Source organism: Candidatus Hydrothermales bacterium, from assembly GCA_039630235.1.
Classification (GTDB): domain Bacteria; phylum Hydrothermota; class Hydrothermia; order Hydrothermales; family JAJRUZ01; genus JBCNVI01.
This window is the reverse complement of record JBCNVI010000011.1, coordinates 14,844-38,635: the sequence shown is the minus strand read 5'-3', so window position 1 is coordinate 38,635 and position 23,792 is coordinate 14,844. Positions and strand designations below refer to the sequence as shown.

24 protein-coding genes and 1 tRNA gene are annotated in these 23,792 nt (G+C 30.8%); 12 read left to right on the top strand and 13 right to left on the bottom strand.

Annotated features, from left to right (window positions below):
- The first annotated feature begins 515 nt into the window (after window positions 1-515).
- On the top strand, window positions 516-902 hold the full coding sequence (locus ABDH49_08595; protein ID MEN3047012.1) for a DUF5618 family protein: 387 nt from the start codon (window positions 516-518) through the stop codon (window positions 900-902).
- 42 nt (window positions 903-944) lie between these two features.
- Here the strand turns inward: ABDH49_08595 and ABDH49_08590 are convergent, their stop codons facing one another.
- Window positions 945-1,079 (bottom strand): hypothetical protein, encoded by a 135-nt coding sequence (locus ABDH49_08590; protein ID MEN3047011.1) that lies wholly within the window; start codon window positions 1,077-1,079, stop codon window positions 945-947.
- A 425-nt stretch (window positions 1,080-1,504) separates the two neighbouring features.
- Between ABDH49_08590 and ABDH49_08585 the strand changes: the two genes are divergently transcribed.
- The 4 genes from ABDH49_08585 to ABDH49_08570 are packed head-to-tail and all read left to right on the top strand — an operon-like array spanning window position 1,505 to window position 3,564.
- Window positions 1,505-2,053 carry a glucosaminidase domain-containing protein gene (locus ABDH49_08585; protein ID MEN3047010.1) on the top strand — a complete coding sequence of 183 codons (549 nt, stop codon included), beginning with the start codon at window positions 1,505-1,507 and terminating at the stop codon, window positions 2,051-2,053.
- A gap of 19 nt (window positions 2,054-2,072) precedes the next feature.
- Window positions 2,073-2,966: a hypothetical protein gene (locus ABDH49_08580; GenBank protein MEN3047009.1), complete on the top strand. Its 894-nt coding sequence runs from the start codon at window positions 2,073-2,075 to the stop codon at window positions 2,964-2,966.
- Window positions 2,942-3,283: a PaREP1 family protein gene (locus ABDH49_08575; GenBank protein ID MEN3047008.1), complete on the top strand. Its 342-nt coding sequence runs from the start codon at window positions 2,942-2,944 to the stop codon at window positions 3,281-3,283. The genes ABDH49_08580 and ABDH49_08575 overlap by 25 nt, the downstream gene beginning before the upstream one ends.
- Window positions 3,283-3,564 (top strand): hypothetical protein, encoded by a 282-nt coding sequence (locus tag ABDH49_08570; protein ID MEN3047007.1) that lies wholly within the window; start codon window positions 3,283-3,285, stop codon window positions 3,562-3,564. The genes ABDH49_08575 and ABDH49_08570 overlap by 1 nt, the downstream gene beginning before the upstream one ends.
- 190 nt (window positions 3,565-3,754) lie before the next feature.
- On the opposite strand, the gene ABDH49_08565 is transcribed toward ABDH49_08570, so the two are convergent.
- From ABDH49_08565 to ABDH49_08550, 4 genes are all read right to left on the bottom strand, one after another.
- Window positions 3,755-4,354, bottom strand: a complete 600-nt coding sequence (locus ABDH49_08565) for a tyrosine-type recombinase/integrase (protein MEN3047006.1) — start codon at window positions 4,352-4,354, stop codon at window positions 3,755-3,757.
- Window positions 4,355-4,428: 74 nt separating this feature from the next.
- Window positions 4,429-4,824 (bottom strand): hypothetical protein, encoded by a 396-nt coding sequence (locus ABDH49_08560; protein MEN3047005.1) that lies wholly within the window; start codon window positions 4,822-4,824, stop codon window positions 4,429-4,431.
- Window positions 4,814-5,704, bottom strand: coding sequence for a tyrosine-type recombinase/integrase (locus tag ABDH49_08555; protein MEN3047004.1), 891 nt, complete (start codon window positions 5,702-5,704; stop codon window positions 4,814-4,816). The genes ABDH49_08560 and ABDH49_08555 overlap by 11 nt, the downstream gene beginning before the upstream one ends.
- Before the next feature lie 167 nt (window positions 5,705-5,871).
- Complete coding sequence (locus ABDH49_08550; protein ID MEN3047003.1) at window positions 5,872-6,291, bottom strand: hypothetical protein; 420 nt, start codon at window positions 6,289-6,291, stop codon at window positions 5,872-5,874.
- 244 nt (window positions 6,292-6,535) lie between these two features.
- Between ABDH49_08550 and ABDH49_08545 the strand changes: the two genes are divergently transcribed.
- From ABDH49_08545 to ABDH49_08525, 5 genes are all read left to right on the top strand, one after another.
- Window positions 6,536-6,608 (top strand) — tRNA-Ala (locus ABDH49_08545).
- Window positions 6,609-6,629: 21 nt separating this feature from the next.
- Window positions 6,630-7,784: a tetratricopeptide repeat protein gene (locus ABDH49_08540; protein ID MEN3047002.1), complete on the top strand. Its 1,155-nt coding sequence runs from the start codon at window positions 6,630-6,632 to the stop codon at window positions 7,782-7,784.
- Entirely contained in the window at window positions 7,781-8,146 is a 366-nt protein-coding gene (locus ABDH49_08535; GenBank protein MEN3047001.1) for a hypothetical protein, read from the top strand. The genes ABDH49_08540 and ABDH49_08535 overlap by 4 nt, the downstream gene beginning before the upstream one ends.
- A gap of 61 nt (window positions 8,147-8,207) precedes the next feature.
- Window positions 8,208-8,660 carry an HNH endonuclease gene (locus ABDH49_08530; GenBank protein MEN3047000.1) on the top strand — a complete coding sequence of 151 codons (453 nt, stop codon included), beginning with the start codon at window positions 8,208-8,210 and terminating at the stop codon, window positions 8,658-8,660.
- On the top strand, window positions 8,636-9,985 hold the full coding sequence (locus tag ABDH49_08525) for a hypothetical protein (protein MEN3046999.1): 1,350 nt from the start codon (window positions 8,636-8,638) through the stop codon (window positions 9,983-9,985). Before ABDH49_08530 ends, ABDH49_08525 begins: the two co-directional genes overlap by 25 nt.
- On the opposite strand, the gene ABDH49_08520 is transcribed toward ABDH49_08525, so the two are convergent.
- Entirely contained in the window at window positions 9,982-10,344 is a 363-nt protein-coding gene (locus ABDH49_08520; GenBank protein ID MEN3046998.1) for a roadblock/LC7 domain-containing protein, read from the bottom strand. The genes ABDH49_08525 and ABDH49_08520 overlap by 4 nt on opposite strands.
- 122 nt (window positions 10,345-10,466) lie before the next feature.
- On the opposite strand from ABDH49_08520, the gene ABDH49_08515 reads away from it, so the two are divergent.
- Both ABDH49_08515 and ABDH49_08510 read left to right on the top strand, forming a co-directional pair.
- Entirely contained in the window at window positions 10,467-15,590 is a 5,124-nt protein-coding gene (locus tag ABDH49_08515; protein MEN3046997.1) for an Ig-like domain-containing protein, read from the top strand.
- Between the two features lie 13 nt (window positions 15,591-15,603).
- Complete coding sequence (locus ABDH49_08510) at window positions 15,604-17,466, top strand: PorV/PorQ family protein (GenBank protein ID MEN3046996.1); 1,863 nt, start codon at window positions 15,604-15,606, stop codon at window positions 17,464-17,466.
- A 3-nt stretch (window positions 17,467-17,469) separates the two neighbouring features.
- Here ABDH49_08510 and ABDH49_08505 read toward each other — a convergent pair whose 3' ends face one another.
- The 7 genes from ABDH49_08505 to ABDH49_08475 all read right to left on the bottom strand — a co-directional run bounded on the left by ABDH49_08505 (window position 17,470) and on the right by ABDH49_08475 (window position 23,615).
- Window positions 17,470-17,991, bottom strand: coding sequence for a transglutaminase-like domain-containing protein (locus tag ABDH49_08505; GenBank protein ID MEN3046995.1), 522 nt, complete (start codon window positions 17,989-17,991; stop codon window positions 17,470-17,472).
- Window positions 17,992-18,215: 224 nt separating this feature from the next.
- A complete protein-coding gene (locus ABDH49_08500) occupies window positions 18,216-18,368 on the bottom strand; it encodes a hypothetical protein (GenBank protein ID MEN3046994.1) in 153 nt (50 codons plus the stop codon).
- A 15-nt stretch (window positions 18,369-18,383) separates the two neighbouring features.
- Window positions 18,384-18,890, bottom strand: coding sequence for a thiol peroxidase (gene tpx / locus ABDH49_08495; protein MEN3046993.1), 507 nt, complete (start codon window positions 18,888-18,890; stop codon window positions 18,384-18,386).
- A 1-nt stretch (window position 18,891) separates the two neighbouring features.
- Window positions 18,892-19,026, bottom strand: a complete 135-nt coding sequence (locus ABDH49_08490) for a hypothetical protein (protein ID MEN3046992.1) — start codon at window positions 19,024-19,026, stop codon at window positions 18,892-18,894.
- Window positions 19,007-19,297, bottom strand: a complete 291-nt coding sequence (locus tag ABDH49_08485; protein MEN3046991.1) for a hypothetical protein — start codon at window positions 19,295-19,297, stop codon at window positions 19,007-19,009. Before ABDH49_08485 ends, ABDH49_08490 begins: the two co-directional genes overlap by 20 nt.
- A 132-nt stretch (window positions 19,298-19,429) precedes the next feature.
- Complete coding sequence (locus tag ABDH49_08480; GenBank protein MEN3046990.1) at window positions 19,430-21,322, bottom strand: heavy metal translocating P-type ATPase; 1,893 nt, start codon at window positions 21,320-21,322, stop codon at window positions 19,430-19,432.
- A gap of 70 nt (window positions 21,323-21,392) precedes the next feature.
- Window positions 21,393-23,615: a heavy metal translocating P-type ATPase gene (locus ABDH49_08475; GenBank protein ID MEN3046989.1), complete on the bottom strand. Its 2,223-nt coding sequence runs from the start codon at window positions 23,613-23,615 to the stop codon at window positions 21,393-21,395.
- Window positions 23,616-23,792: the final 177 nt, after the last annotated feature.

Below are 23,792 nucleotides of genomic sequence, written 5' to 3'. Positions count from 1 at the left end.
TTCTCTGTCAAAGGAAGGGCAAAGAAGAAAGTCTTTTACAGAGGTTCGGAAAAGAAAGGGTTAATAATTACGAGTATGGCCTTTTCTTATACTCTTTTTTAGCACCCTAATTAGGATTTTTAAGTCCAATAAGAAGCTTACATAATCTGAATTTTTTGTTATCTTGCTCATCAATCCTTTACCTTTTCTTTTTACCCCTTAGATAGAGATTTGAAATTTATACTGAGGATAGCACAGAACATATTAGAGCAGCGCCGCGTCTCTGAGTTAAAAGGGACGGTAAAGACTTAGCTCTAAAGATTCCGAAAATTTGAAATATACAATTTTAGTAAGGAATAAAAAATATCCCAGGTTTCCACAGCTTCTATCGCAGGAGTTTGATAAATTTAGACCACTTGACTTGTGCAAGAACATGAAGGTAACATTAGATTTAAAGATTTGCGAGAAAATTTTAAAAAGAAGTATGATATTTACATGAACAATTTAGAAGAACTCGAGGAAATAAAAAAGAGGTCATAAGATATTATCAAAATGCGAGAGAAACATTAAAAAAATCTCCTCTTGATAAGGAAACAAATCTTTATGAAGATTTAAGATATGTTCGGATAGCCTTTAGACTCTTATGGATTTCAATTTTGAAAGCTCTTGATTATGCATTCTTAAGCACTGGAAATATAACAAAAGAAGGCCTACCAGAAAGTGAAGAGAGATACGGGGGCTACATAGATAGGTATTTACTTTTTAAAGATGCAAAACTAAAAGATTTATTTGAAAATCTTTATAATGAAGTTTACGTTGCAGGTTATTATAGAGGTTTAATAAGAAGCAAAAATATGATAGATTTAGATTTTGAAGCAACAAAAGAATTCTTTTATAGATTAGGTATTGAAATTGAAGATTAGATCTTTTACCAACAAAATTTTATTCTTCTTTTAAGATCTTTTTTACAAGCTCCTTTTTTCTTCCTTTGTTTCTGCTAAAACTAAAAGAGCAATAAGTTTTAAATCCTCGTGCATTCTTTCAGATCCCTTATCCATTCTTTCAAACCCTTTTTCCATTTTTTCAAAACCCTTTTTCATTTCTTCAACTATTCTTATAGTATTTTCTCTTGTAATTTTTCCATTTCTCCATGAAGATATGTAACAGCAAATGCTAAAAATGTCACCCCAAAACCTATAATTGAAAGCGCTATTTCCATATTTAAATTATAATGTAATTTTCATTTTTCAGAAAGAGTAGCTCTAAAAACATTTGTTTAACCAAATCCTGAACACCAAGATCCATTACACTATACAAGATCTCTACCTTTACTTATTGATTTTTTACCTTCGTTTTTTCGTTTTATCCTCCAGAGTGGAGATTTGAAATTTATATCAAGTGTATTATAGAATATCAAATAAGGTGGGGCCGTAGCTCAGCTGGGAGAGCGGCAGGCTTTAAGCAGTATTATCTCCTTTGCTGGTATGATAAAAATTGTTGAGATAATAATAAATCTCTTTAAAAGATGATATGGTTATTAATTTTTATGTTAATATTAATTTTATTTTTAATCATAGGACCAGAAAAAAAATCTTTAAAAGAGCCAGAAATAATTAAACCTTTTCAATTTGCTTCTTCAAAAGATGAGTTTATCAAAAAGTTTATGCCTTATGCTGTTAAAATAGCTTCAAAATATGATATGGACCCAAAGATAATTTTAACTCATGCAGCGCATGAAACAGGTTGGGGAAAAAAAGTAATAGATTTAAATTTTTTTGGAATAAAAGCAACTTCTAAATGGAAAGAAGCGGGGAAAGATACAATTTTTATATGGACAACTGAATATGAAGATGGAAAAGAAAAAAAGAAAATTGATGAATTCAAAAAATATAATTCTATTGAAGAAGCAATTGAAGATTATATCAATTTAATTCAAAATGTTTATCCAGAGGCTTGGAAAAATAGAAAAAATTACAAAAAATATTTTGAAGCACTTATAAAATATGAAAAAAAATATGCAACAGATCCTTTATATTCTCAAAAACTTAAAAATGTTTATGAATCAATTACATGATAATAAGAAAGCTTGAAATATGGAAGAAAGACAAAAAATTATTTGGGGTTATATCATTAGAAAAGGAAAAAGGGCAAGGATTAGAAATTCTTACATATCAGAGTCCGAAATTAAAGTTTACAAATCCCATCCTGAATGGGATATATATCTTATACAAGAAGGAGAACCTGAAAGATGGGGATATAGAAAGCTTAGAGAAGGAGTTTATGAACTCTATTCTTATAAATTCCTCAAATTTAATCCTGATAGAAAATTTGATAAAGAAAATAGAGATAATAAAACAGATACAGGAGGCGATAAAATGGTTGAAACTACTGAAAATCCTAAAAATGAAATAAAAGAATATTGTAAATATTTAAAAACTTTGCCGATAAATCTTGAACTTTGGTCAAGAGTTCAACTTCCTAAAACAAAAAGAGGAAGAAAAAGATTTTTAAAAAAATATGGAAAATATGCCTTTTTAGACCCTGAAAATTTAAAATATCCAATTTTAACAAAAAAAGGAGAATTTTCTCCTTATGGTCTTTTATCAGCATATAGAAGGGCAAGACAATATGGAGATGAAAAAATTGCAGAAAAAGCTTTAAAACTTGCAAAATGTTTAGGGCTTGCTTGGGCACAAGAAAACCCCTCACAGGTTCAATCAATCCTTTTTGATAGAACCCTATGGAGTTTAAAAGAAGCAAGAAGATGGCTTATTGACCATGATTATCAATATAGGACTTATGAAAGGACAAAAAATTATTATAGGTTCCCTCAGCTCCCGGCAGAAGAATTTGATAGATTTAGAGTTTTGGATTGGGGAAAAGGGATAAAAGCAATAATAGGATTTAAAGATATAGAAAAGAATCCAGCTGATTTTGAAGAAAAAAACCTTATAATATATATATGGAACTTTTTGAAAAATATTTAAAAGAGGCTGAAGAACTTCATGAAAAAGGTGATTTACCACAAGCAGGTGAAAAATATTATGGGGCAATATCAGAACTTATAAAAATGATAGGTGAGAGAACGAAATGGGAACATAAAGGACATAGAGCGAGAAGAGAAATTATTCTTAAATTAGATGAAAAATATCCAGAATTAAATCTTTGGACTTTGCATGGAAGTGCAGAAAGATTACATCAAAATTTTTATGAAAATGATTTAACCATAGAAGGATTTGAAAAAGATGTAAAGAATGTGAAGCTTTTAATTTCTTATCTTAAAGAAATTTTAGAAAGATTATAATGAAGATTAAATCCTTTCAAACAAAGAAAGCCATTTTTTATTTAAATGAAGTTTATAATGTCCCCTATGACGTTTTATCTTATGCTTTTGGTGTTTCAAGGGCGACAATAAAAAGGATAAAGAAAAATTTTAATGGGTATGATAAAGAGAAGTTAAAACAAGAGATTAAAGAAGAAATAATTTGTTGGAATATTTTCAACCAGAAAGAGTTTAAAGACAGGGTCAATATAGAGGGGGGTAGTAAAATATACCTCCTATCTTTTAGGATGCCTCAGAATTGAAATTTAAGCGTCCTTTTTCAAAATGTCGCAAAATAACCATAATGCGACATAAAACAGGATAAAATTGCACAAAAATTGGTTAAAAATGGGTATTTTTTGGGGTTAAAATGTCGCCTTTTGGTCTCTTTTGCGACATTAAAAGATCCTGTAAAATTATAAGAAAAAACATAAAAATAAATTTTTTAAAAGACTAATATTCGCAATTTTCAACATAATTTCTTGTATCAATTGATAAAATTTTAAGATAAATTAAAGTATTTTCAATTTTAGCGTGTCCCATCCATTCCTTTAAAACAGCTGGTGGGACTCTATTTAAAGTATGGAAGACTCCAAAAGAATGTCTAAAAGTATGGGGATGAGCTCTATTATTATCAATTCCAGCTTTTTTACAAGCTTCTTTAACGATTCTTTCAATTTGTCTTGCTTTAATTTTAAAAAGAGGTTCTTCATTTTGTATTTTAGCATTTACAATATATTGAGCAATCATTCCTAAAAGTTCTGATTTTACAGGGACAATTCTAACTGTAAATTTTTTTCTTTTCAAAGTAATTATTTTAATAGTTTTAGCGTAATAATCAATATCACAAGGTCTAATTTTTAAAAGTTCAGAGACTCTTGCTCCTGTTTGCCAAAGCATTTCCATTATAAGTTTATTTCTAAAAATTTTCTTTTGATTTCTTCCCGGTGCATTTTCAATAATTTTTCTAACTTCTTCTTTTGTAAAATATTTAGGAATAGGTCTATTAAAAATATCCAAAAATCCAGAATATCTTTGAATATCTTTTTTCATATTTTAAAATAATTCAAGTTGTCTTTAAAGTTCATCTTTTTTAAAATAATTTTTCTAAAAAATCTTCAATTTTTTCATTTTCTTCTTGCTTTATAAACCTCTATAGGTTTTTTAAATCCTTCCAAAGCATGTGTACTTCTAAATTTAGCAATTCCTTTTTCAATTATCCAATAGTAAGCAACTTTTTCTCCTGTTTTTAAAATAAAAGTTCTTCCTTCTGGATTAAATTCCATAAATGTTTGTTTAATAGAGCGTGAGAAAGTAAGTTTTGCCTTATTTCCAAATTTTCTTTCATCTGAGATATACCAATATTTCCCAGAATAATCTTTGATTATTCTATTAGGATAATCATAAAAATTTTGTTTACATCTTTTGCATATATATCCGATATATTCAATTTCGAAAGTTTTCCTTGTGATTATTTCAATATCTTCTCCCCACTTTTCCTTTAGACAAAGGTCACATTTCATTATTTTCCTCCAATTCTTTTAATTTTTTTTCTTTTAATTCAAGAATAATATTATTAACAAAATTTTTCATCGGATTATTTTTCTTTTCTTTAAGTGGGTTGATATATCTATCAACGCTTTCAAAGCTTTCCCATCCTCCTAATTCCTTTATAATCCTTAAAGAAGTTCCCATATCTTCAGCGATTGTAGCCCAATTATGTCTCAAATCATGAAATACAAAATTTTCAATATTACATTTCTTTAAAAATTCATGATGGAACCATTCAGAAAACTTTCTTTTTTTATATTCAGTTTGGTATGAAGGGAAAAGCAGGTTTGAAGTTGAGATAGAAAGTAAAAACAGAGCCAATTGGTAAGGTATATCAATTTTTCTACTTTTTCCAGTTTTAGTAATATCAGGAGTAAAATGGATTAATCCTTCTTTTATATCATCAATTTGAACAATTCTTATATGTTCTTTTCTAAGTTTTAAGATTTCTTCAAGTCTTGCTCCTGTAAAATATCCAATCAATAAGATTCCTTTCTTTTCAGCTTCGTCTATTTCTATTATTCCCTTTAGAAATCTAACATTTTCTTGATAAGAAAGTGCTCTTTCTCTTTTCTTTTCTTCAAATTGTCTTTCTTTTAATATTTTATCTGCATAATTAATTCCTGTTAGATATCCATTTCTTAAAAGGAAATTCCATACTGCTCTTAAATATTTAAGTTCATTTTTAATGCTTTTTTCAGTTATATTCTTTAAAGTTTTAGGGTTTATATCTTTTAGTCTTTCAGTTATGTAATTCTCAATTTTAATTTCATCAATTTCTTTCCATGTGATATTTCCCCATTTAGCAAAGAATGGATTAAAGAAGTATAGAAAATGTCTTAATTTTTTCAAATCTTGTTTTCTATTATAAAAATATTCAGAAAAAAGTTTAAGTCCTTCTTCAAGTGTTAATTCTTCTTTTTTTTCTTTTAATTTTTCCTTTTCTCTTTCCCAAAGAAATCTTTCCGCTTCTTCATATGTATTAAATGAATATCTTTTTGTTTTTTCTTCTTCCCATACTACAATTGACCACTTTCTTCCATGTTTTTTAATTTTACTTCTCCATCCTTTTTTCTTACAGGGATTTTCTTTTCAATTTTAGGTTCTTTATGGTATTTTAATATTTCTTTTGCTTCTTGCATAATTTTTTCAGCTTGTTTTCCAAGTTCAATTCTTGGGTCAATTTCTCTTTTCAAAACGCAATATATTCCATATTCAAAAGCTTCTTGTTGAGAGTCAAAAAAGAAAGATTTTCTTATTCTTTTTCCAGTTTCTCTATCAATTCCAAATTGAACATCAATTCTCCATTTTTTATTTCTTCCCAAAAGATAAGGTTGAGGTATTTTATATTTTCTTAGTCCTCCTCTTGTAATAAGATATTTTTTATCACAAGAAATTTGAAATTCATATCCTTTATACTTTACAATATCATTATGCAATTCAAATTCAGTCCTCCAAGAGATAACTTACCTCCTTTTAAAAGGGAAGGGAAGGAGTGGGACCTCCTCTCCTTCCTTAATAATTTTGGTAAGAAATTTGGTAAGAATTTAAAATTTAAAATGCTTAATTTACAAAAATTTTCTTTAATTTTGGTAAGAATTTTGGTAAGGATTAAACTTTTTAAAAATTACATATTTAAATTATATGTTAAAAGATGGTTATTTGTCAAGTGTTTTTAATTTTGGGGCCGTAGCTCAGCTGGGAGAGCGGCAGGCTGGCAGTCTGCAGGTCGTGGGTTCGAATCCCACCGGCTCCACTTTTTAATATGAAAACTTATATGAAACTTATTTTATTGTTACCTATTATCTTTTGTTCCATAGCAGATAAAAAAAGAGAAGATAAAACTATTAAGGAAGAAGATAAAGAAAAGGCAAAACACCTATTCATAAGAGCAAGTGTTTATATAAATCAGCAGAGATATAACGAAGCAATCTCTTTACTTAACGAGGCTAAAACTCTTAATCCTAATCTTTTAGATGTTTATGTAGCTCTCGGAAATGCATACATTTCTATTAACGATACAAAAAAAGCAAGAGAAAATTTTAGTGAATTAGTAAAACTTGCTCCAAACGATAAAAGGGGATACCAAGGCTTAGGATTTCTTCATGGATTCTTTTTAAGAGACTACGAAAAAGCAATAAGTTTTTATAAAAAAAGTTATGAACTTGATAAGACTGATATAAACGTTTTAATCGTGATTGCTCGCTTTTTTGAAAAATTAAATAAGGATAGTTCTGATTACTACTATAAAAAGGCACTCACCTTAAGTCCCGATAATCCTGAAGCTCTTAAGAGATATCTAAATTTTTTAGTTGAAGAAAAAAGATTTGATGAAGCAATTCCTTACGCAAATAGAGCAATTGAAAAAATGTCTCATGATGAAACAGTTATGGAAAGTGCCTTTAAAGTGTACATTCAGATGGGTGACCCCAAAAAGGCTATAGAGATTGCAAATGAACTAATAAAAAATAATCCTAACGAGTATATTTATTATCTTATGCGAGGATCAGCTTACGCCTCAATAAACGAAACAAAAAAGGCTCTCTCTGACTATGAACAAGCTGAAAGATTGAATCCAAAAAGTGTAGGTGTCTTTGTCAGAAGAGCCTTCTTATACTTGGATTTAAAAGAGTATAACAAGTCTTTAAATGAGAGTAAAAAGGCTTTAGAATTAAACCCAAAATCTGAGGAAATTCTATCTGCAATTTATTATGTTTTAGCCGAATGTTATAAGGGACTTGCTTTAATTAGCGAAGAAGAAAAGAATTGGGATAACGCCCTTAGTATGTGGGAGAAGGCAAAAGGGTGGTATTCAAAAATTTATTCCCTAGGAGATACACCATATAGAGATTACTCAATAAAAATGATTGATTATTCAGCTAAAAGATGGGAAAGAGCAAAAAGAATAAAACTTGGAATCGGTGAAGAATGAAAAAAGGCGGTATACTTGGGTCTATTATAGTTTTAGTTGGTTTGCTTGGCTTAATTATCTATATTGGGTATAAGCCTTTTCTTTCATATATGAAATACCTATCCCTTAAAGAAGAATTGAACCGAATAGCTAAATTTTCAAGAACACAGAGGAGTTTAGAAGAAGTAAGAGACTCTGTAATCAAGAAACTAGATGAATTTGGGTTCTACTTCTCTCCTAAAGATGTCTCTGTCCAATTTGAAAGGGAACATGTAGTAATTAAGACTTTCTTTTCAGACACTTTTAAGTGGTTCGGAAGTAGAATTATAAAGCCAATAAATTACAAAGTGGAGGTAAAGCGCCTTCCTGTCATCACGGACTAAAAAAGAAAAAATTTTAAGCGAAAAAGTTCTTGTCCTTAATCAAAATTATGAGCCAATATCTTTGTGCTCTGTCAAAAGAGCTATTATTCTATTAATTTTAAACAAAGCTGAAAGTGTTGTAGAAAGAAATGGGAAAAAAATAAGATCTTGCTATCTTGAAATGAATGCTCCATCAGTAATAAGGATTAAAAGATATATAAATTACAGACCAAATAATGTGCCAATTACTAAGAAAAATATAATAAAAAGAGACAAATATACCTGTCAGTACTGTGGAAAAAGATCAAAGGATATGACAATTGATCATGTAATTCCAAGGGAAAGAGGTGGTAAAGATACATGGGAAAATCTTGTTACTTGTTGTAAAGAGTGTAACATGAAAAAAGCTAATAGAACACCAAAAGAGGCTGGAATGAAACTTATTAGAAAACCGAAAAAACCAAACTACTTTCATATTCTCTTTTCAGAAGAAGAAATTCCTGATGAAAATTGGAAACCCTTCTTATTTATTTAATATTTTCCTTACCTATAACAGAAATAGAGGTAAAAGGATTAACTCCAGAGCTTGAGAAAAAGATAGTTTTAATCTTAGAAAAATTTAAAAATAAAGAGGCTTCTAAAACTAACCTTGATAGGCTTACACAAGAACTTTCTTTATTTTTTTTAAAGGAGGGGTATCCTAATGCACGAATTAAATTCTTGGGCTTCGAAGAAAAAGAAAATGGTTTAAAGGCAGTTATAAAAGTATATGAACTTAAATTTTTTATTGTTGATGATATTTTAATTAGTAAAAATATTAAAACAAAAAAGAAGATTTTTGAAAGATTTTTTAACTTTAAAGCTAAACCCTTTAAGATAGAGGACTTCGAGAAAAGTAAGGAAAAAATCGAAAGGTTTGGTTTTATTAAAATTAAGGGATTCGAGTTAAGGAAAAGTGGAAGTTTTAATTACCTTTATCTTGATGTTATAGAAAAACCCTCAAATAGTTTCGAGTTTTTTACTCTTTATGATAATAAGATAAAAAAGTTTACTGGTAAAATAGAACTTAATATAAATAATATTTTTGGAGATTTAAGGCAATTTTTATTAAATTGGGAAAGGTTTGCACAGGGTAGGACGAATTTAGAAGTTAAATACAGTGAGCCCTTTATTGGTAAGTTTGATATATCCTTTTCTCCCTTTTATAGCATCTTTCAGAGAGAATCGCTCTATATAAAGGAAAATATTGGTTTTAAAATCGGTTACTATTTTGATAAAGGAGTTTTTTCTTTTATATACAGTTATTTTGAAGAAATACCGTTTTTGAGGTCTTCGAAATTTATTAACTCAAGTGGTTCAGAAATTTTTATTGGAAAAAAAGGCTTTTATCCTTCAAATCTTTTTTACTTTTCTATAAAAGGTATGATTTTGAGGGGAAAAAAGACGTCTCATAAGGCTACCTTTGACTTTTTTATTATGAGAAATTTTATAAAAAATTTTTATGTTTCTTTTGAAATTTTAAGGGGACTTATAGATTTAAGGGATACTATTTTTTCAGAGTACTTTTTCCTTGGAGGTTCTAAGTATCCGCGAGGTTTTAAAGATGAGGAGTTTGTAGCAAATTCTTTTGTAACCTTTGTTTTGGAGAATTATATCAAATTTCAAAATTTTTTCCCTTTTATTTTTTACGACTATTCGACAATTAAATTAATTTCTGATCGTATTATCATAAAAAGGTCATTTGGATTAGGTTTTTTGTTATATACCTTAAATACTGAAGTAAAAATTTCTTTTGCCTTACCCTATAAAGAAAAAATAGAGATTGCTAAAGTACACTTTACCTTTAAAAATTACTTTTAAGATAAAATTTCTTTAATTTTTGGAATAATTTTTTTTGCCTCGATTCTTGCTAATCCAAGGTTTTGTATCGTCCCTGAGAGAACAAGAACAAAATATACGTCGCTATTTACAGGTCTAACAAGAACAGTGTATTTTTGAGTCATAAAGAGTATCTCGTTTAATTTTCCACCATCTATACTTTCGGAAGCTCTCAGAGTTACCCCGATAATGTTTGCAATTTCTGCATCAATAACTGCAGGATCAAATTGAACTTCTTTTATATGTTGTGAAAGAGCAATACCATCATTTCCTACACAAGAGGCATAAACTGCTCCCTCAACTCTCAATACTATTTCTTCAAGTATTTGTCCAAGTGTCATATTTATATATTAATTTTCCGGAATTGAACCTTTAATGTTAAATTATTGACTAATTATTAACTTATTTTCAAACAATTGACTATTTTTACAGTTTAATTTATAATGAAGTAAAGGAAAATAGAATGAGAAAAAATTATTTATTTTTAATGAGTGCCATTTTAGTAGGTTTACTTCATAGTTTTGTATGGCAGGTTTATCCCGTTGATGTTCAAGGAGTAGTTGGTAAGTATTCATCAATTGCCGTGGATGAACTAAATAGAATTCATATTTCCTACTATGATTCTACAAATGGAAATCTTAAGTACGCCTTATATGATGGAAATATTTGGAAATTTGAAACTGTTGATGGAATAGGCTCAGGTAACCCTAATGTGGGTAAATGGACATCAATTGCTATCGGTCCAAACAATCTACCTCATATAGCTTATTATGATGTTACAAATACTAATTTAAAATATGCACACTTCAATGGTACAAACTGGGTTATAGAAACTGTAGATGGCGCAGGAACTGCGGTAGGTCAATACACATCCATCTTTGTTGATCAAAATGGTATCCCCCATATAAGTTACTTTGATGCTACTAATACTGCGCTTAAATATGCTTACAAAGTTACAACAAACTGGATTATTGAAACAGTAGATAACTCAGCAGATGTTGGAAGATTTACCTCGATTTCTGGTGATCTGTCTGGGATAATTCATATCAGTTATAATGACCGGACAAATAATTCTCTTAAATATGCTTACGGTACCTATGGAAATTGGAATATTCAATCGGTAATTAGTAATCAGTATGGAAGTTATACCTCGCTTGCTCTTGGTTTAAATAATACGCCCTTTATTTCTCATAGAAAATACGGTGGCGGAGGTTCTGAAGGTTTAGTTTTAAGTTTTAGATCTGGAACTACGTGGGTATTAAGGTATATAGATTTACCTGCGAATAATTCTATTCTTGGAAGAGGAACTTCTATTGAATATGATAAAATTAATAACAGAATATGGATAGCTTATTATAATGGAGATCAAGGAAATCTTAAGTTAGCCTCTTCTTCAGATTATCCAAATTTTAATACTTGGAATGTTATTAATTTAGATACAACCGGTAATGTTGGAATAACTCCTTCAATTGCCTTAACGATTTTCAGAACCCCTATAATTAGCTACTTTGATTCTACAAATGGAGATCTTAAAGTTGCAGAGTTAAAGGATACAACTCCACCAGCTGCCCCAAGAAATCTTACAGCTAATGGCGGAAGACCTTCACCTTGGAGTAAAGAGGGAGTTTTTATCCTTCATTGGATTAATCCAACCGATGAGACTGGTATTAGAAGGGCCTTGTATAAAATTTATAACTTCCCTCAATCTAATTTTGATACAACAGGCACACTACGACCAAATGCTCCAGACACTGTTGTGGTAGTAAATGAGGGGATTATACCTCTTTATTTGTGGTTGCAGGATTATTCTGGAAATTTAAATTATAAAAACTATGATTCAGTCTATCTAAGACACGACAAATCTTTACCTGTAAATTCTAAGGTTAAAATATCTAAAAAATTTGTTAACACTTCAAGTTTTATCATTACCTGGACAAAGGGAGAAGATAGAGGTAACCCTCCATCAGGGATAAAAGGTTACAACGTTTACTATAGGGATGGAAACGGACCGTGGGTTATTTGGCTCTCTAATCATCCAGATACAGAAGAGGTACTTTACGGGATTGACGGACATAAATATTTCTTTGAAGTTACTGCTATTGATAGTGCCGGAAATGAAGAAACGCGAACTTTTGTTGCAGAAGATACTCTAATTTTTGACTTAACTGCCCCGTCTCCTCCACAAAATCTTTTGGCAAATGGCGCATCTCCTTCACCTTGGACAAATACTCCAAATTTTGTTATCTCATGGTCAGAACCTGAAGATACATCTGATATAAAAAGAAGACTTTATAAGCTCTTTTCTCCACCTGTTTCAAATTACGACACAACTGGAACCTTTCATAAAAGCCCTGATACAATAACTATTTCAAACCAGGGTATAGTGCCTCTATACTTATGGTTTGAAGATTCAGCGTCCAACGTGGATTATAATAGGAGGGGATTTGTTAATCTGAGATTTGATGCTACAAGTCCAACTAATTCAAAAGTAAAAATAGATGTGAAAACAACTAATCAATCTACTTTCCTTATCCATTGGACTAAGGGCTTAGATAATCTCTCAGGAATAAAATCTTACAGTTTATACTATAAAGTTAAAGGATCCAACTGGTCCTTATACAGATCTAATATAAAAGATACTTTCACTGATTTTAATTTTACTTTGACAGATACTTTGTATTATTTTGAAGTTGTAGCAGTTGATAGTGCGGGGAACGTTGAAAATTTAGTAGGTCTCCCAGAGGATTCTGTTTTTTATGATGTCAAAGCTCCGCAAGCTCCAACAAATTTACTTGCAAATGGATCTAACCCCTCTTACTGGACAAATATCAACTTTTTTTCTATTACATGGGTTGAACCTTTTGATAGATCAGGGATAAAAGATAGATATTATAAATTGGGCTTTCCACCCCAACATAATTTTGATACAACCGGAACTTTCCATAAAAGTCCAGACACTGTAAAAGTTAGTTTGGAAGGAGTTACCGGTCTATATTTATGGTTAGGAGATTCTACTAACAATGTCCAGTATACAAATTATTCTTCTGTATTTCTGAGATATGACACAACAAAACCTTTTAACGCAAGGTGTTCTATCCCTCAGTTTTATATTAACCAGCCTACTTTTACCTTGTCCTGGACAAGAGCTCATGATAATTTATCTGGTATAAAATTTTATGAGGTTTATTATAAATATAAGCATTCCAATTGGACTTTATACGCTGATAGTTTAGTTGACACTTTTGTTTTATTTAATGCTTTTTATTATGACACTGTATACTACTTTGAAGTAATATCTGTAGACAGTGCTGGAAACAGAGAGGTTATAAGTGGAGTTGCAGAAGACTCTGTTTTTGTAGGGACTTTGATACCACTGCCTCCAAGTAATCTACTCGCAAACGGTTCAAATCCCTCACCTTGGACAAAAGATACTGTTTTTGTTTTAACCTGGGATAATCCACATGATCCAACCGGAATAATAAGGGCTTTCTATAAGTTAGGTTCAAGACCTCAGCATAATTTTGATACTACAGGCTCATTAAGAGGTATACCTCCAGATACAGTTTATACAAAGGTAGAAGGTGGAGTAAAACTTCATCTTTGGCTTATGAACGGGCTTTATAACCTCGACTATCGTAGTACTGATTCGGTGCTGTTGAGACATGATAGAACCTCTCCTTCGGGTTCGAAGGTGCAGATACCTCTTTACTCTACTAATGATACAGCCATTATTACTTGGACTGAAGCACAGGATCAAGGAGGATCTGGTTTAAAAGGTTATGATGTTTATTATAAGGTTCAAGGAGGTAACTGGAATATATTAGTTAGTGATACAATTTCATTATCAACAATATTCGTTGGTTCAGATGGAAAAAAATATTATTTTGAAGCTATATCAAAAGATTCAGCCTCTAACTTTGAGCAGATAACTTTTTTACCTGAAGACTCAATAATTTTTGATTTAACATCACCTACAATTATTTCTATTAGTCCACCGCATGGCTCTGTGGATGTTCCGCCTAATACAAACATTTTAATAAGATTTTCTGAAAAGTTAAATAGATCAACAGTAATTGATACTAACTTTCAGGTTATTGGTAAAACTAGTGGAAGCCATAGTTTTGCTCTATTTTATGACTCCTTAACTTATACTGTTACTCTTGACCCACATCTAAATTTTTCTTCTCAGGAGACTGTTTTTGTAAGGATTTCCCAAAATATTAAAGATTTAGCTGGTAATTTATTACAGGGTCAACGTGAGTTCTTTTTTATAACAATGTTAAGGCCAGATACTCAGGGACCTGTTTCAATTTCTTCTATAAATCCAATATCTCCAGAACCTTATAACTATCTTGATATAAATGTTATTGTTTCAGATACAGGAAGGGGTAATTCAATAATCTCCTACGCTGAGATGTTTATTGATAACATAGGACCAAGTGGCACTGGAATTCCCCTTTTACCTATAGATGGAAGTTTTGACGAAAGCATAGAGGAGTTAACTAAAAAGATAGATCTTTCCACATTTAATTTTAAAAGCGGAGAAACTCATTTCATTTATGTTCATGCTAAAGATATAAATAACATTTATGGTGAGTATGATACTATAAAGTTTACTGTATCTCCTGACGATGATTCTATACCTCCGTCTTTTAAATCTTTTACTCAAGGATATATAAATCCTGGAACAAGTTTTTATGTAAAAGGTGTAATAAACGATTTATCAGGAGTTTATGATGATGAGACCGGATCAAAAGGGCAGGGAGTTTATCTTTTATGGGATTATGATGGTGAAGTTGATAATTCTTATTACGAAATACAGCTTCAAAGAATACGCGGTGATACCTTTATTTCAGTTGAAATGATCCCTGGTTTAGCTTCAGGTGAAGTTGTGTATCGTGTCTTTGCCCATGATAATGACTTTGACACTTATCATCCAGGTGATAGAAAAAAGGGACAAAGTGAGCTCTCTAAAGTTATTTTTGGAGTCCCTATGGTCGTTAATTTTAAGCCCTATCCCGATGTTATTTTTATTGGAGATAGCCTGTTAGTTGAGATAACTTCAAATATACCATTTAGAGAGCCGCCCATTTGCAGTCTCATAACTTTTAAGGGAAGTTTAAAAGAAAGGATAGAACTTTACAGTTTAGATAGAAATCATTATAAGGGTAAGATATCTACCTCTGGTGCTGATGTTGGCATAGCGAGGGTGATTGCTTATTATAAAGAGTACGGCACTCTTAAGAGGCTCGAAGATACGGTTATGATAAAGGCAAAGGGTGAATTTTTACCTGAGAATACTGTTTATGTATGGCCGAACCCTGTCAAGGACTATGGTAACTTTCATTTCTATATAAATCAAAATGCAAAAGTGACTGTAGAGATCTTTGATATAAGAGGAAAAAAAGTAGCTGAATCTAGTGGAATATTTAAGGGTGGTATTGAACCACATACACTTACTTCTAATTCACTAGTAATTGATTTAAGAGGTTTAGCGCCGGGACTGTATATGTTTAGATTAGTAGCAGAGGCTATTGATACAAATGAAAGAAAAATGGTTATAAAAAAATTTGCAATAGTGAGGTAAGGTTATGGCGTTTATGGTTAGTTTTTTATTTTTATCAGTGGGTGCTAAGTTTTTAACATTAGGTGTTGGGGCAAGAGAGGTTGCCTTTGGTTCTATTGGTTCTGTTTTTGTGAGAGATGCAAACGCTACATACTTTAATCCATCTTTACTTTCTTTTCAAGAAATGGGTAGTTTTGTAGTTTCTCATACAAATTATCTTTTGGATATGAGGATGGAGTCTTTTAGTATTTCTAATCCTTTTGGAAAGGTATTTTTAGGTTTTAACTTTTATGGTTTTTTTGCGGACAGGTTAGAGAGAAGAGCTGGTCCTTCAGAAAGCTTTACAACCTTTGGTTTGTCCTTTTTAAATACAAATTTTTCTGTTTCCAGTTTTCTCTATAGGAATTTAAGTGTTGGTTTTACTCTTAAGAATGTTTATGAAAGGATAGATACTTTTAGTTCAAGTTCTTTTGCTTTTGATTTAGGGTTTGCTTATAGGCCAGAGGTTCCTTTTTTTGAGTTAGGTGGTGTTTTATCAAATATTGGTGGAAAGTTAAAATTAAAATCTGAAAGTTATGAACTTCCAACATCTTTAAGGGTTGGTGTAGGTTTTCATTATAGGGATTTTAAATGTGGTATTGAAATTTTTAGGATTTTAAAGGAAGATACTGAATTTCGTTTAGGATTTGAGTATCTTTTAAAAAATATACTTTTTATAAGATCAGGTTATATTACCGGGTATAGAGAAGCTCAAGGTTTTGCTGGATTTAAGTTTGGATTGGGTATTAAGTATACACCCTTTAGTTTAGATTATACCTCTGAACCTTATGGAGACTTTGGAAATGTTCAGAGATTAAGTTTGGGAGTAAGTTTTAAGCCTTTAAGGTTTAAGTTGCCTGAAAGAAAGAGGGTTCCGCTGGAACCAAAACCAACTTTGCCAGTTGTAAAGGAAATTAAGCCTGAATATCCTTTTAATCTGGATTCCCTTTATGAGGTTGCACTAAAAGAGTATGAAAATAAAAATTTTGCTAAATCTTATAAGTTGTTTATGGAGGTTGTTTATGTAGATAGGAATTTTAGAAACTCCTTTGAGCTTTTTAGCAAAGTAAAGGAAATTTTGACAAACTCAAAAATTGATTTAGTTTTAAGTGATTTAAAAAAGAATTTAGAAATGGAAAATTATCTTGATGCTTACTCCTTAGTTAAAAGTAACTTTGAGTTATTAAATAGACCTGAGATTTTGGGTAAGAAGTTAAGTGAATTAGAGATGATGATTATAGAGAAATTTAGAGTGAGGGAAGAGGAAAAGGATATACTTATAAAAGCTTTTGAGTTTTATAAGGAAAAAAGATATAGGGATGCAATTAGTGAGCTTAGGAAACTTCCTGAAAATGAGATGATTTTAAAAGCTATAAAGATATGTGAGGAAAAGAGGGAAAGAAAAATTAAGTCTAATGAGAGGGCTCTTGATTTTTATTTTAGAAGTGAGTTTTATGAGAAAGCATACTCTGCAATTACCGAAATTGAATCAGAAGGGGTTTTCTCTTCGGAGTTAATTGTAATGAAAACAAGAATAGAGGGTAAGCTTAAGGAAAAGACAAAGACCTTTTATGAAGAGGCTTTATCTATGGAAAAAAATAAAAGATACATTGAGGCACTTTTATTAGTTAGTAAATCTTTAAAAATTTTTCCACTTGAAGAGGTAGAGAAAATGAAAGAAAGACTTCTTGATTTAATAAAGATTGATAACAAATTGTATGAGGAGCTGATGAGTTTCTCGATTAAGCTTTTCCATCAGGGTAAAACAGAAGATGCTTTAGTGCTTTGGGAAGAAGTTGAAAAGGTAAATCCTCATGATGAAAGATTAAGCTATGTAAAATTTTATAAAGTTTTTTAGATTTTAATTAAGTATTTTATAGTTGATTTCAAATTTTATGTTTTTAAATTCCTTTCCGTCTAATTCAGCGTAGGGGAAAATAAAATAGTTTAAGGGTTCTCCCTTTTGTGGAGGTTCAAAAATTATATCTCTGCCCCTTGTAAAGGCTATCCTTCTTGGATCAAGTTTTCCAAAGTAATAATCTCTTAAGCTGGCTTTTTTATCTGCCTCTGATATATCTACTGGTATCCAAAGAGGTTCACTGTAAAAATAGGCCCAACAATGGTATCCATATATTTTGCCTTCTTTCCCCTCTGGAATAGATAGTCCAATTTCAAAGAAGGATGGTATTTTTAAGCTTCTTGAAAGACCTATAAAGAAAGAATGATAATCTGTACAGTTTCCCTTTCTATAGTCACAGGTATACCAAAAATCACCCCTTCCCCATTTTTCACCTTCTTTACTATAAGTCATATATTCAATAATAAAGTCGTATAGTTTTCTTGCCTTTGTTAAGTTATCTTCAGTTTCAATATCTTTAACAATTTTTTTAGCTATTTTAGTTACACTATCGTTAATTGGAACAAGTTTATCGGATTGAAGAAAAATTGATAAATCTTTAACGTCCCATTTTATTCCTTTTGATTCGTATCTAAGAACTAAAAAGTTTAATTCTATATCTATTTCACTCCTGTTTTTGCTTTTGATAAATAATATTCTGTTTCCAAATTTTTTTCTTTTGTTCTCTTGTACTTTACTGGAGTTTTTATTTATCCCTTAAGTATTTTTTGGTCTTGATTTTCAAGGGGCAAGGGAATCCAGAGCTTCAGTTCTGACTCTTTTGGAATATCCCATAGATGAACTTTATATTTAAGTTCAAATTTTAATGTATCAAGGTTAATCAATAAAAAAAGCAAAATCATAATAATTAATTAAATTTATTTAACTTCTCTTAAATTTTTTTCTATGTCATCGTAGTCTGGTTCATTAGTTATTTCATTGACAAGTTGTATGTATTTTATTATGTTATCTTTATCAATGATAAAGACACATCTTGCAAGTAGGCCATTTTCTTTTATAAGGACTCCATAGTTTTGGCCAAAGCTTTTTTCTTTAAAATCTGAGAGTGTAATTACGTTATTTACTTCACTAAGTCCACACCATCTCTTTTGTGCAAAGGGTAGATCCATGCTGATGGTGATAAAAACATAATCTTTTTCTGGAAATTTCTTTATAAGTTCAGATAGTTTTTTTGTTTCGTTAGAGCAAACTGGTGTATCAAGTGAGGGAACAGAAGAGATTATCTTTATTTTTCCTTTAAAATCATCAAGAGTCTTTGAAGAAAAGTTCTCATCGAGGGCAACAAAGTAGGGAGCCCTCTGATTTATCTGAGGTATCTCTCCTTCAAGAGTTAGGGGTTTACCCCTTATAAAGACCTTGTTCATTTTAATTCTTTAATTTTTTCACTTCGTATTTAAATCTTTCTTTACCACTTACTTTATGAATTTTAATGTCCGTTACCTCAAGCCTTCTTTTTTCTTCCTTTAGCCAGAAGTCTAAATCAAGAGTTTTTTTCTCCATCTGTTTCTTTAAAATCTGCACACATAAAGTAAGTTCCGTCACTTAAAACCCTTACTTCTTTATGGAGTTCCTTAAAGTTTAATCTCCAAACTTGTTTTATTTCTTTATCCCATATTAAAAAGTATCCTCCCTTAAGTTTAATGTCTTTATTTATGTAATCGGTAATTGCTTTTCTAACATCATCAGGCCTTATTTTCTCAATGACTCCAGGATGTTCACGATCTTTTAACCCTAATGTAAATATAAAAACTAAAGTTATTAATTTTTTCATGTTTGCTCTAATTTTTTTGGAATTGAACCGAAGTATATTATAACTTAAATTTTTATTAATTTCAAATTTAAATTAGTTAAAATTTTTCAAATTGTGGAATTAGAGGTGTTGATGATTACTCATTGATCTAATTTAAGATTTTATGATTCTCATTGAGTTGAGTGTAGTTAATATAGAGACACCCATATCGGCGAATATAGCCTCCCACATCTTTGCTAATCCCATAAATCCCAGGTAAACAAATATTGCCTTTATTGAAATTGCAAGGATTATGTTTGTTAATACGATTCTTTTAGTTTCTTTTGATATATTTATTAGTTTTTTAATTTTTGATAGGTTATCATCCATAATGACAATGTCTGAGCTTTCTATAGCTAAGTCTTGGCCCATAGCTCCCATAGCAATACCCACATCAGAAACTGCTATAGCTGCGGCGTCGTTTATTCCATCCCCTACAAATGAGACCTTATAATTTTTTCTCAGATTCTCAATTTCTCTTGCCTTTTCTTGAGGTAAAAGTTCTGCCTTAAAAAAGTCCAATTTTAAATTTTTTGAGATAGTCTCTGCTAAAACTTTTCTATCACCAGTTAACATTCCAGTTTTTATCTTAAGTTTCTTCAAGCTGTTTATTAAGTCTTCAGCTTCCTTTCTTATCTCATCAGTTATAGAAAAATAACCAGCGTGAACATTATCAATAACTACATGGACGGTAGTCCCCTCTCCCTGGCATATTTCATGTTTTATATTATTTTCGTGTAAGAATCTATCACTACCAATAAGTATATTTTTACCCTTTATTTTTGCCTTTATTCCAAGTCCAGATTTTTCCTGGAACTCTTCATATTCAACATCTTTTATCTTTTTTCCGTAATAATCAATTATTGCTTTTGCGATAGGGTGATTAGAGCTATGCTCGGCAAGAGCTGAAAGTTTAATAATCTCTTCTTTACTAAATCCGTTTAAGTTTACAACATCTTTAACTTTAAATACTCCCTTTGTTAATGTACCGGTTTTGTCAAATACAAAAAGTTTTATATCGCCTATTGTATCAAGGTAATTTGAGCCCTTTACTAAGATACCGTTTTTTGAGCAACTTCCAAGTGCTATAAAGTAAGAAAGGGGTACACTTATTACAAGTGCACAGGGGCAAGATATAACAAGAATTACAAGAGCTCTATAGATAGATTCATTTAAGTTCAAATTAGAAACAAGAGGTGCTCCAAATGCAAAAATTATTGCTGAAAGAGTAACAAAGGGTGTATAGTATTTAGAAAACTTGGTAATAAATTTTTCGGGGTTTGCCTTTCTTTCTCTTGCTTTCTCTATAAGTTCAAGTATTCTTGATATACTTGATTCTTTAAACTCTTTAGTTACTTTTATTTCGAGTAGTCCATCTTTGTTTATAACACCTGCTAATATTTCATCTCCTTTTTTATAAAGTCTTGGTATAGATTCTCCTGTTAAGGGTGATGTATCAACTGTTGATTCGCCCTTTATTATAATCCCATCGAGAGGTACTTTTTCTCCGGGTTTTACAACTATTATATCTCCTTTTTTTACATCTTCAGGTTTTACCCTCACTATAGTGCCTTCTTTTTTTAAATTTGCAAAGTTAGGTTTTAATTCAAGGATTGCTCTTATTCTTTCCTTAGATTTATTTATTGAGATATTTTGCAGTAATTCACCGATTCTATAAAAGAGGGCTACTAAAGTGGCTTCAGTTATTTCACCTATAAGTATCGCACCAAAAGTAGCTATGGTCATAAGGGTATATTCATTAAAGGGCTCTTTTTTTATTAAACTATTTATTGCGTTTTTTATGATCGGTTCAGCCAGGATTAGGTAAGATAAAAGTAGAATAAGAGTACTTAGATGTTGTTTATCGTTAAAAAAATATATACCTGATATTACAAAGAGTAAAATGATTATGACAAGAGGTGCCCTTATAGTTTTAGCCTTTTTTCCGGGGATCGCGGTTTTGAGATTATCGTTACAGTTTTCGCAACAATAATTTTTTGTTTTCATTAGTCCTTATTGAAAAATTATAGCGTTCCGTTATTTTGTTTTCAAGAAATTAAAGGAGATATACTTTGATTTAGACTTTAGGTTTAAATCTTTTTAAAAGAAGTGAGTTAGTAATTACAGAGAGAGAGCTTAGAATCATTGCCATAGCTGACCATTCTGGTCTGAAAGGTGTTTTAAAGAGTATGTAAGAAAAGCCAGCAGCTAAAGGTATTAAAATGATGTTATATATCAATGCCCAGAAGAGATTTTCTTTTATTTTATTAAAAGTTTTATTTGACAGTTCTATAGCTAAGGCTATGTCTTTAAGGTCATTTCTTAAAAGTATTATGTCGCTGTTTTCAATTGCTATATCTGTTCCTGATCCAACAGTTACGCTAATATCTGCTTGGGCAAGGGCAGGGGAGTCGTTTATTCCATCACCTATAAAAGCAACTATTTTACCTTTTTTCTTTAATTCTTTAACTTTTTCTTGTTTTTCTTGCGGTAAAACCTCATAAAAAACATTTTCAATTCCCACCTTTTTTGCTATTGCCTGTGCTGATTTTTTCGTATCACCTGTAATCATGTATACATCTTTCTTTTTCTTTTTTAAGTACTCAACGATTTCTTTTGAATTTTCCCTAACTGAATCAGACACAGTGATAATACCCTTTATTTCTCTATTGATACAAGTAATGATACATGTTTTTGCCTCCTCCTCAAATTTCTCTATTTCTTTTTCTATTCTTTTGTCTATTTCTACCTTAGATTCTTTTATGTATGTTCTATTGCCTACGATGACTTCTTTATTTAATATTGTTGCTCTTATGCCTTTACCAGGGTAAATTTCAAATTTTTCTGGATCAATCAGTTTTATTTTTTTATTTTCGGCAAAATTTAGGATCGCTTTAGCTATAGGGTGTTCTGAGTTTTTTTCGGCAGATGCCGTATAAAATAAAAGTTCGTTTTCATCTATGTTAAATGTTAATATATCAATTACTTCGGGTTTACCTTTTGTGAGTGTTCCCGTTTTGTCAAAAATAAAAGTTGTTGTTTTTCTTAAGATTTCTAAAATTTCGCCATTTTTTATTATAATGCCGAGTTCAGCTGCTTTGCCCATGCCTACTGTTATTGCAGTAGGTGTTGCAAGTCCAAAGGCACAGGGGCAGGCTACAACCATTACAGAAATCATTGAGATGAACGCAAAAAGCAAAGGAGACATGTTTTCAACTCTAAATATAAAGTTCCAAAATAAAAATGTTAGTATAGAGATAGTAAGAACGGTAGGGATAAAAACTGAAACTATCCTGTCAGCGAGTTTTTCTATAGGGGGTTTTGAACTTTGTGCCTCTTCGATCAGTTTAATAATTTGAGAAAGGAATGATTCTTTTCCAACTTTAGTTGCCTTTATTTTTAGGTAGCTATTAAGGTTTATAGTTCCACCTATTACTTCGTCTCCTATTTTTTTTAGGTTTGGTATTGGTTCACCTGTTACCATTGATTCATCTACGTAGCTTTCTCCCTCTATTACTATTCCGTCAACAGGTATTTTTTCTCCAGGTTTTGTTATTACTATATCATTTTTCTTAATTTCATTGATTGGGACTTTAATTTCTCTATCATTTACTAAAAGTGTTGCTTCTTTTGGCTTGAGTTCAATAAGTTTTTTGATCGCTTCGTTAGTTTTATTTTTAGCTAGGTTTTCAAGGAGTCTTCCCGTAGTTAAAAAAGTGGCGAGGAATATGGATGTTTCGTAGAAGTTATAGTTTTCGAGTACTAAGTTTAGGGTGGTAAGAACGCTTGATATGTATGATGCTCCTATACCTATGGAGTACATTACGTCCATATTTAGGTTTTTATTTTTCAGGCTTTTTATGGATTTACTAAATATTGGGCCAGCCACGTATATTAGGGTGGGAGTTGTTATTAAAAATTGTATTATTTTTAGAAGATCGGGATTTTTTGCTCTAATTCCGAGGTGTTCTCCGTACATGAGTAAAAGTAGTACAAAACCTGTTATGTAGCCGATAACTATTCTTTTTTTGAGGTCATCTATAGTTTTTTTTCTTTTTACAAGTTCGTTATCTTCTTCGGTTATAGTGCCTAAAAATTCATAGCCTATTTCTTCTATATTTTTTTTAATGTCTTCTATTTTTATGAGTCTTTCCTCGAGTGTAACTGTAGCTGTTTCTTGGAGTAGGTTTACGTTTACGTTGAGGATTCCCCTTAGGTTTTTGAGGGAGTTTTCTATGTTTTTTGCGCAACTTGCGCAGTGCATTCCACCAATTTTGATCTTTAATTCTTTCTTTCTCATTTCCCTAAAGTTTTACTATTTTAGTTTCTCTATTAAAAAATTTCAAATTTTTTAAACTTTTAGGTTTGACGGTATTTTCAAATCACCTTTGAGAGTCTTTTTTTGACTTGAAACATAAAGGTAATTTCAATATGCCAGAGATTAAAGAAAGTGGTTTTATTAATGCATAAAAAGACC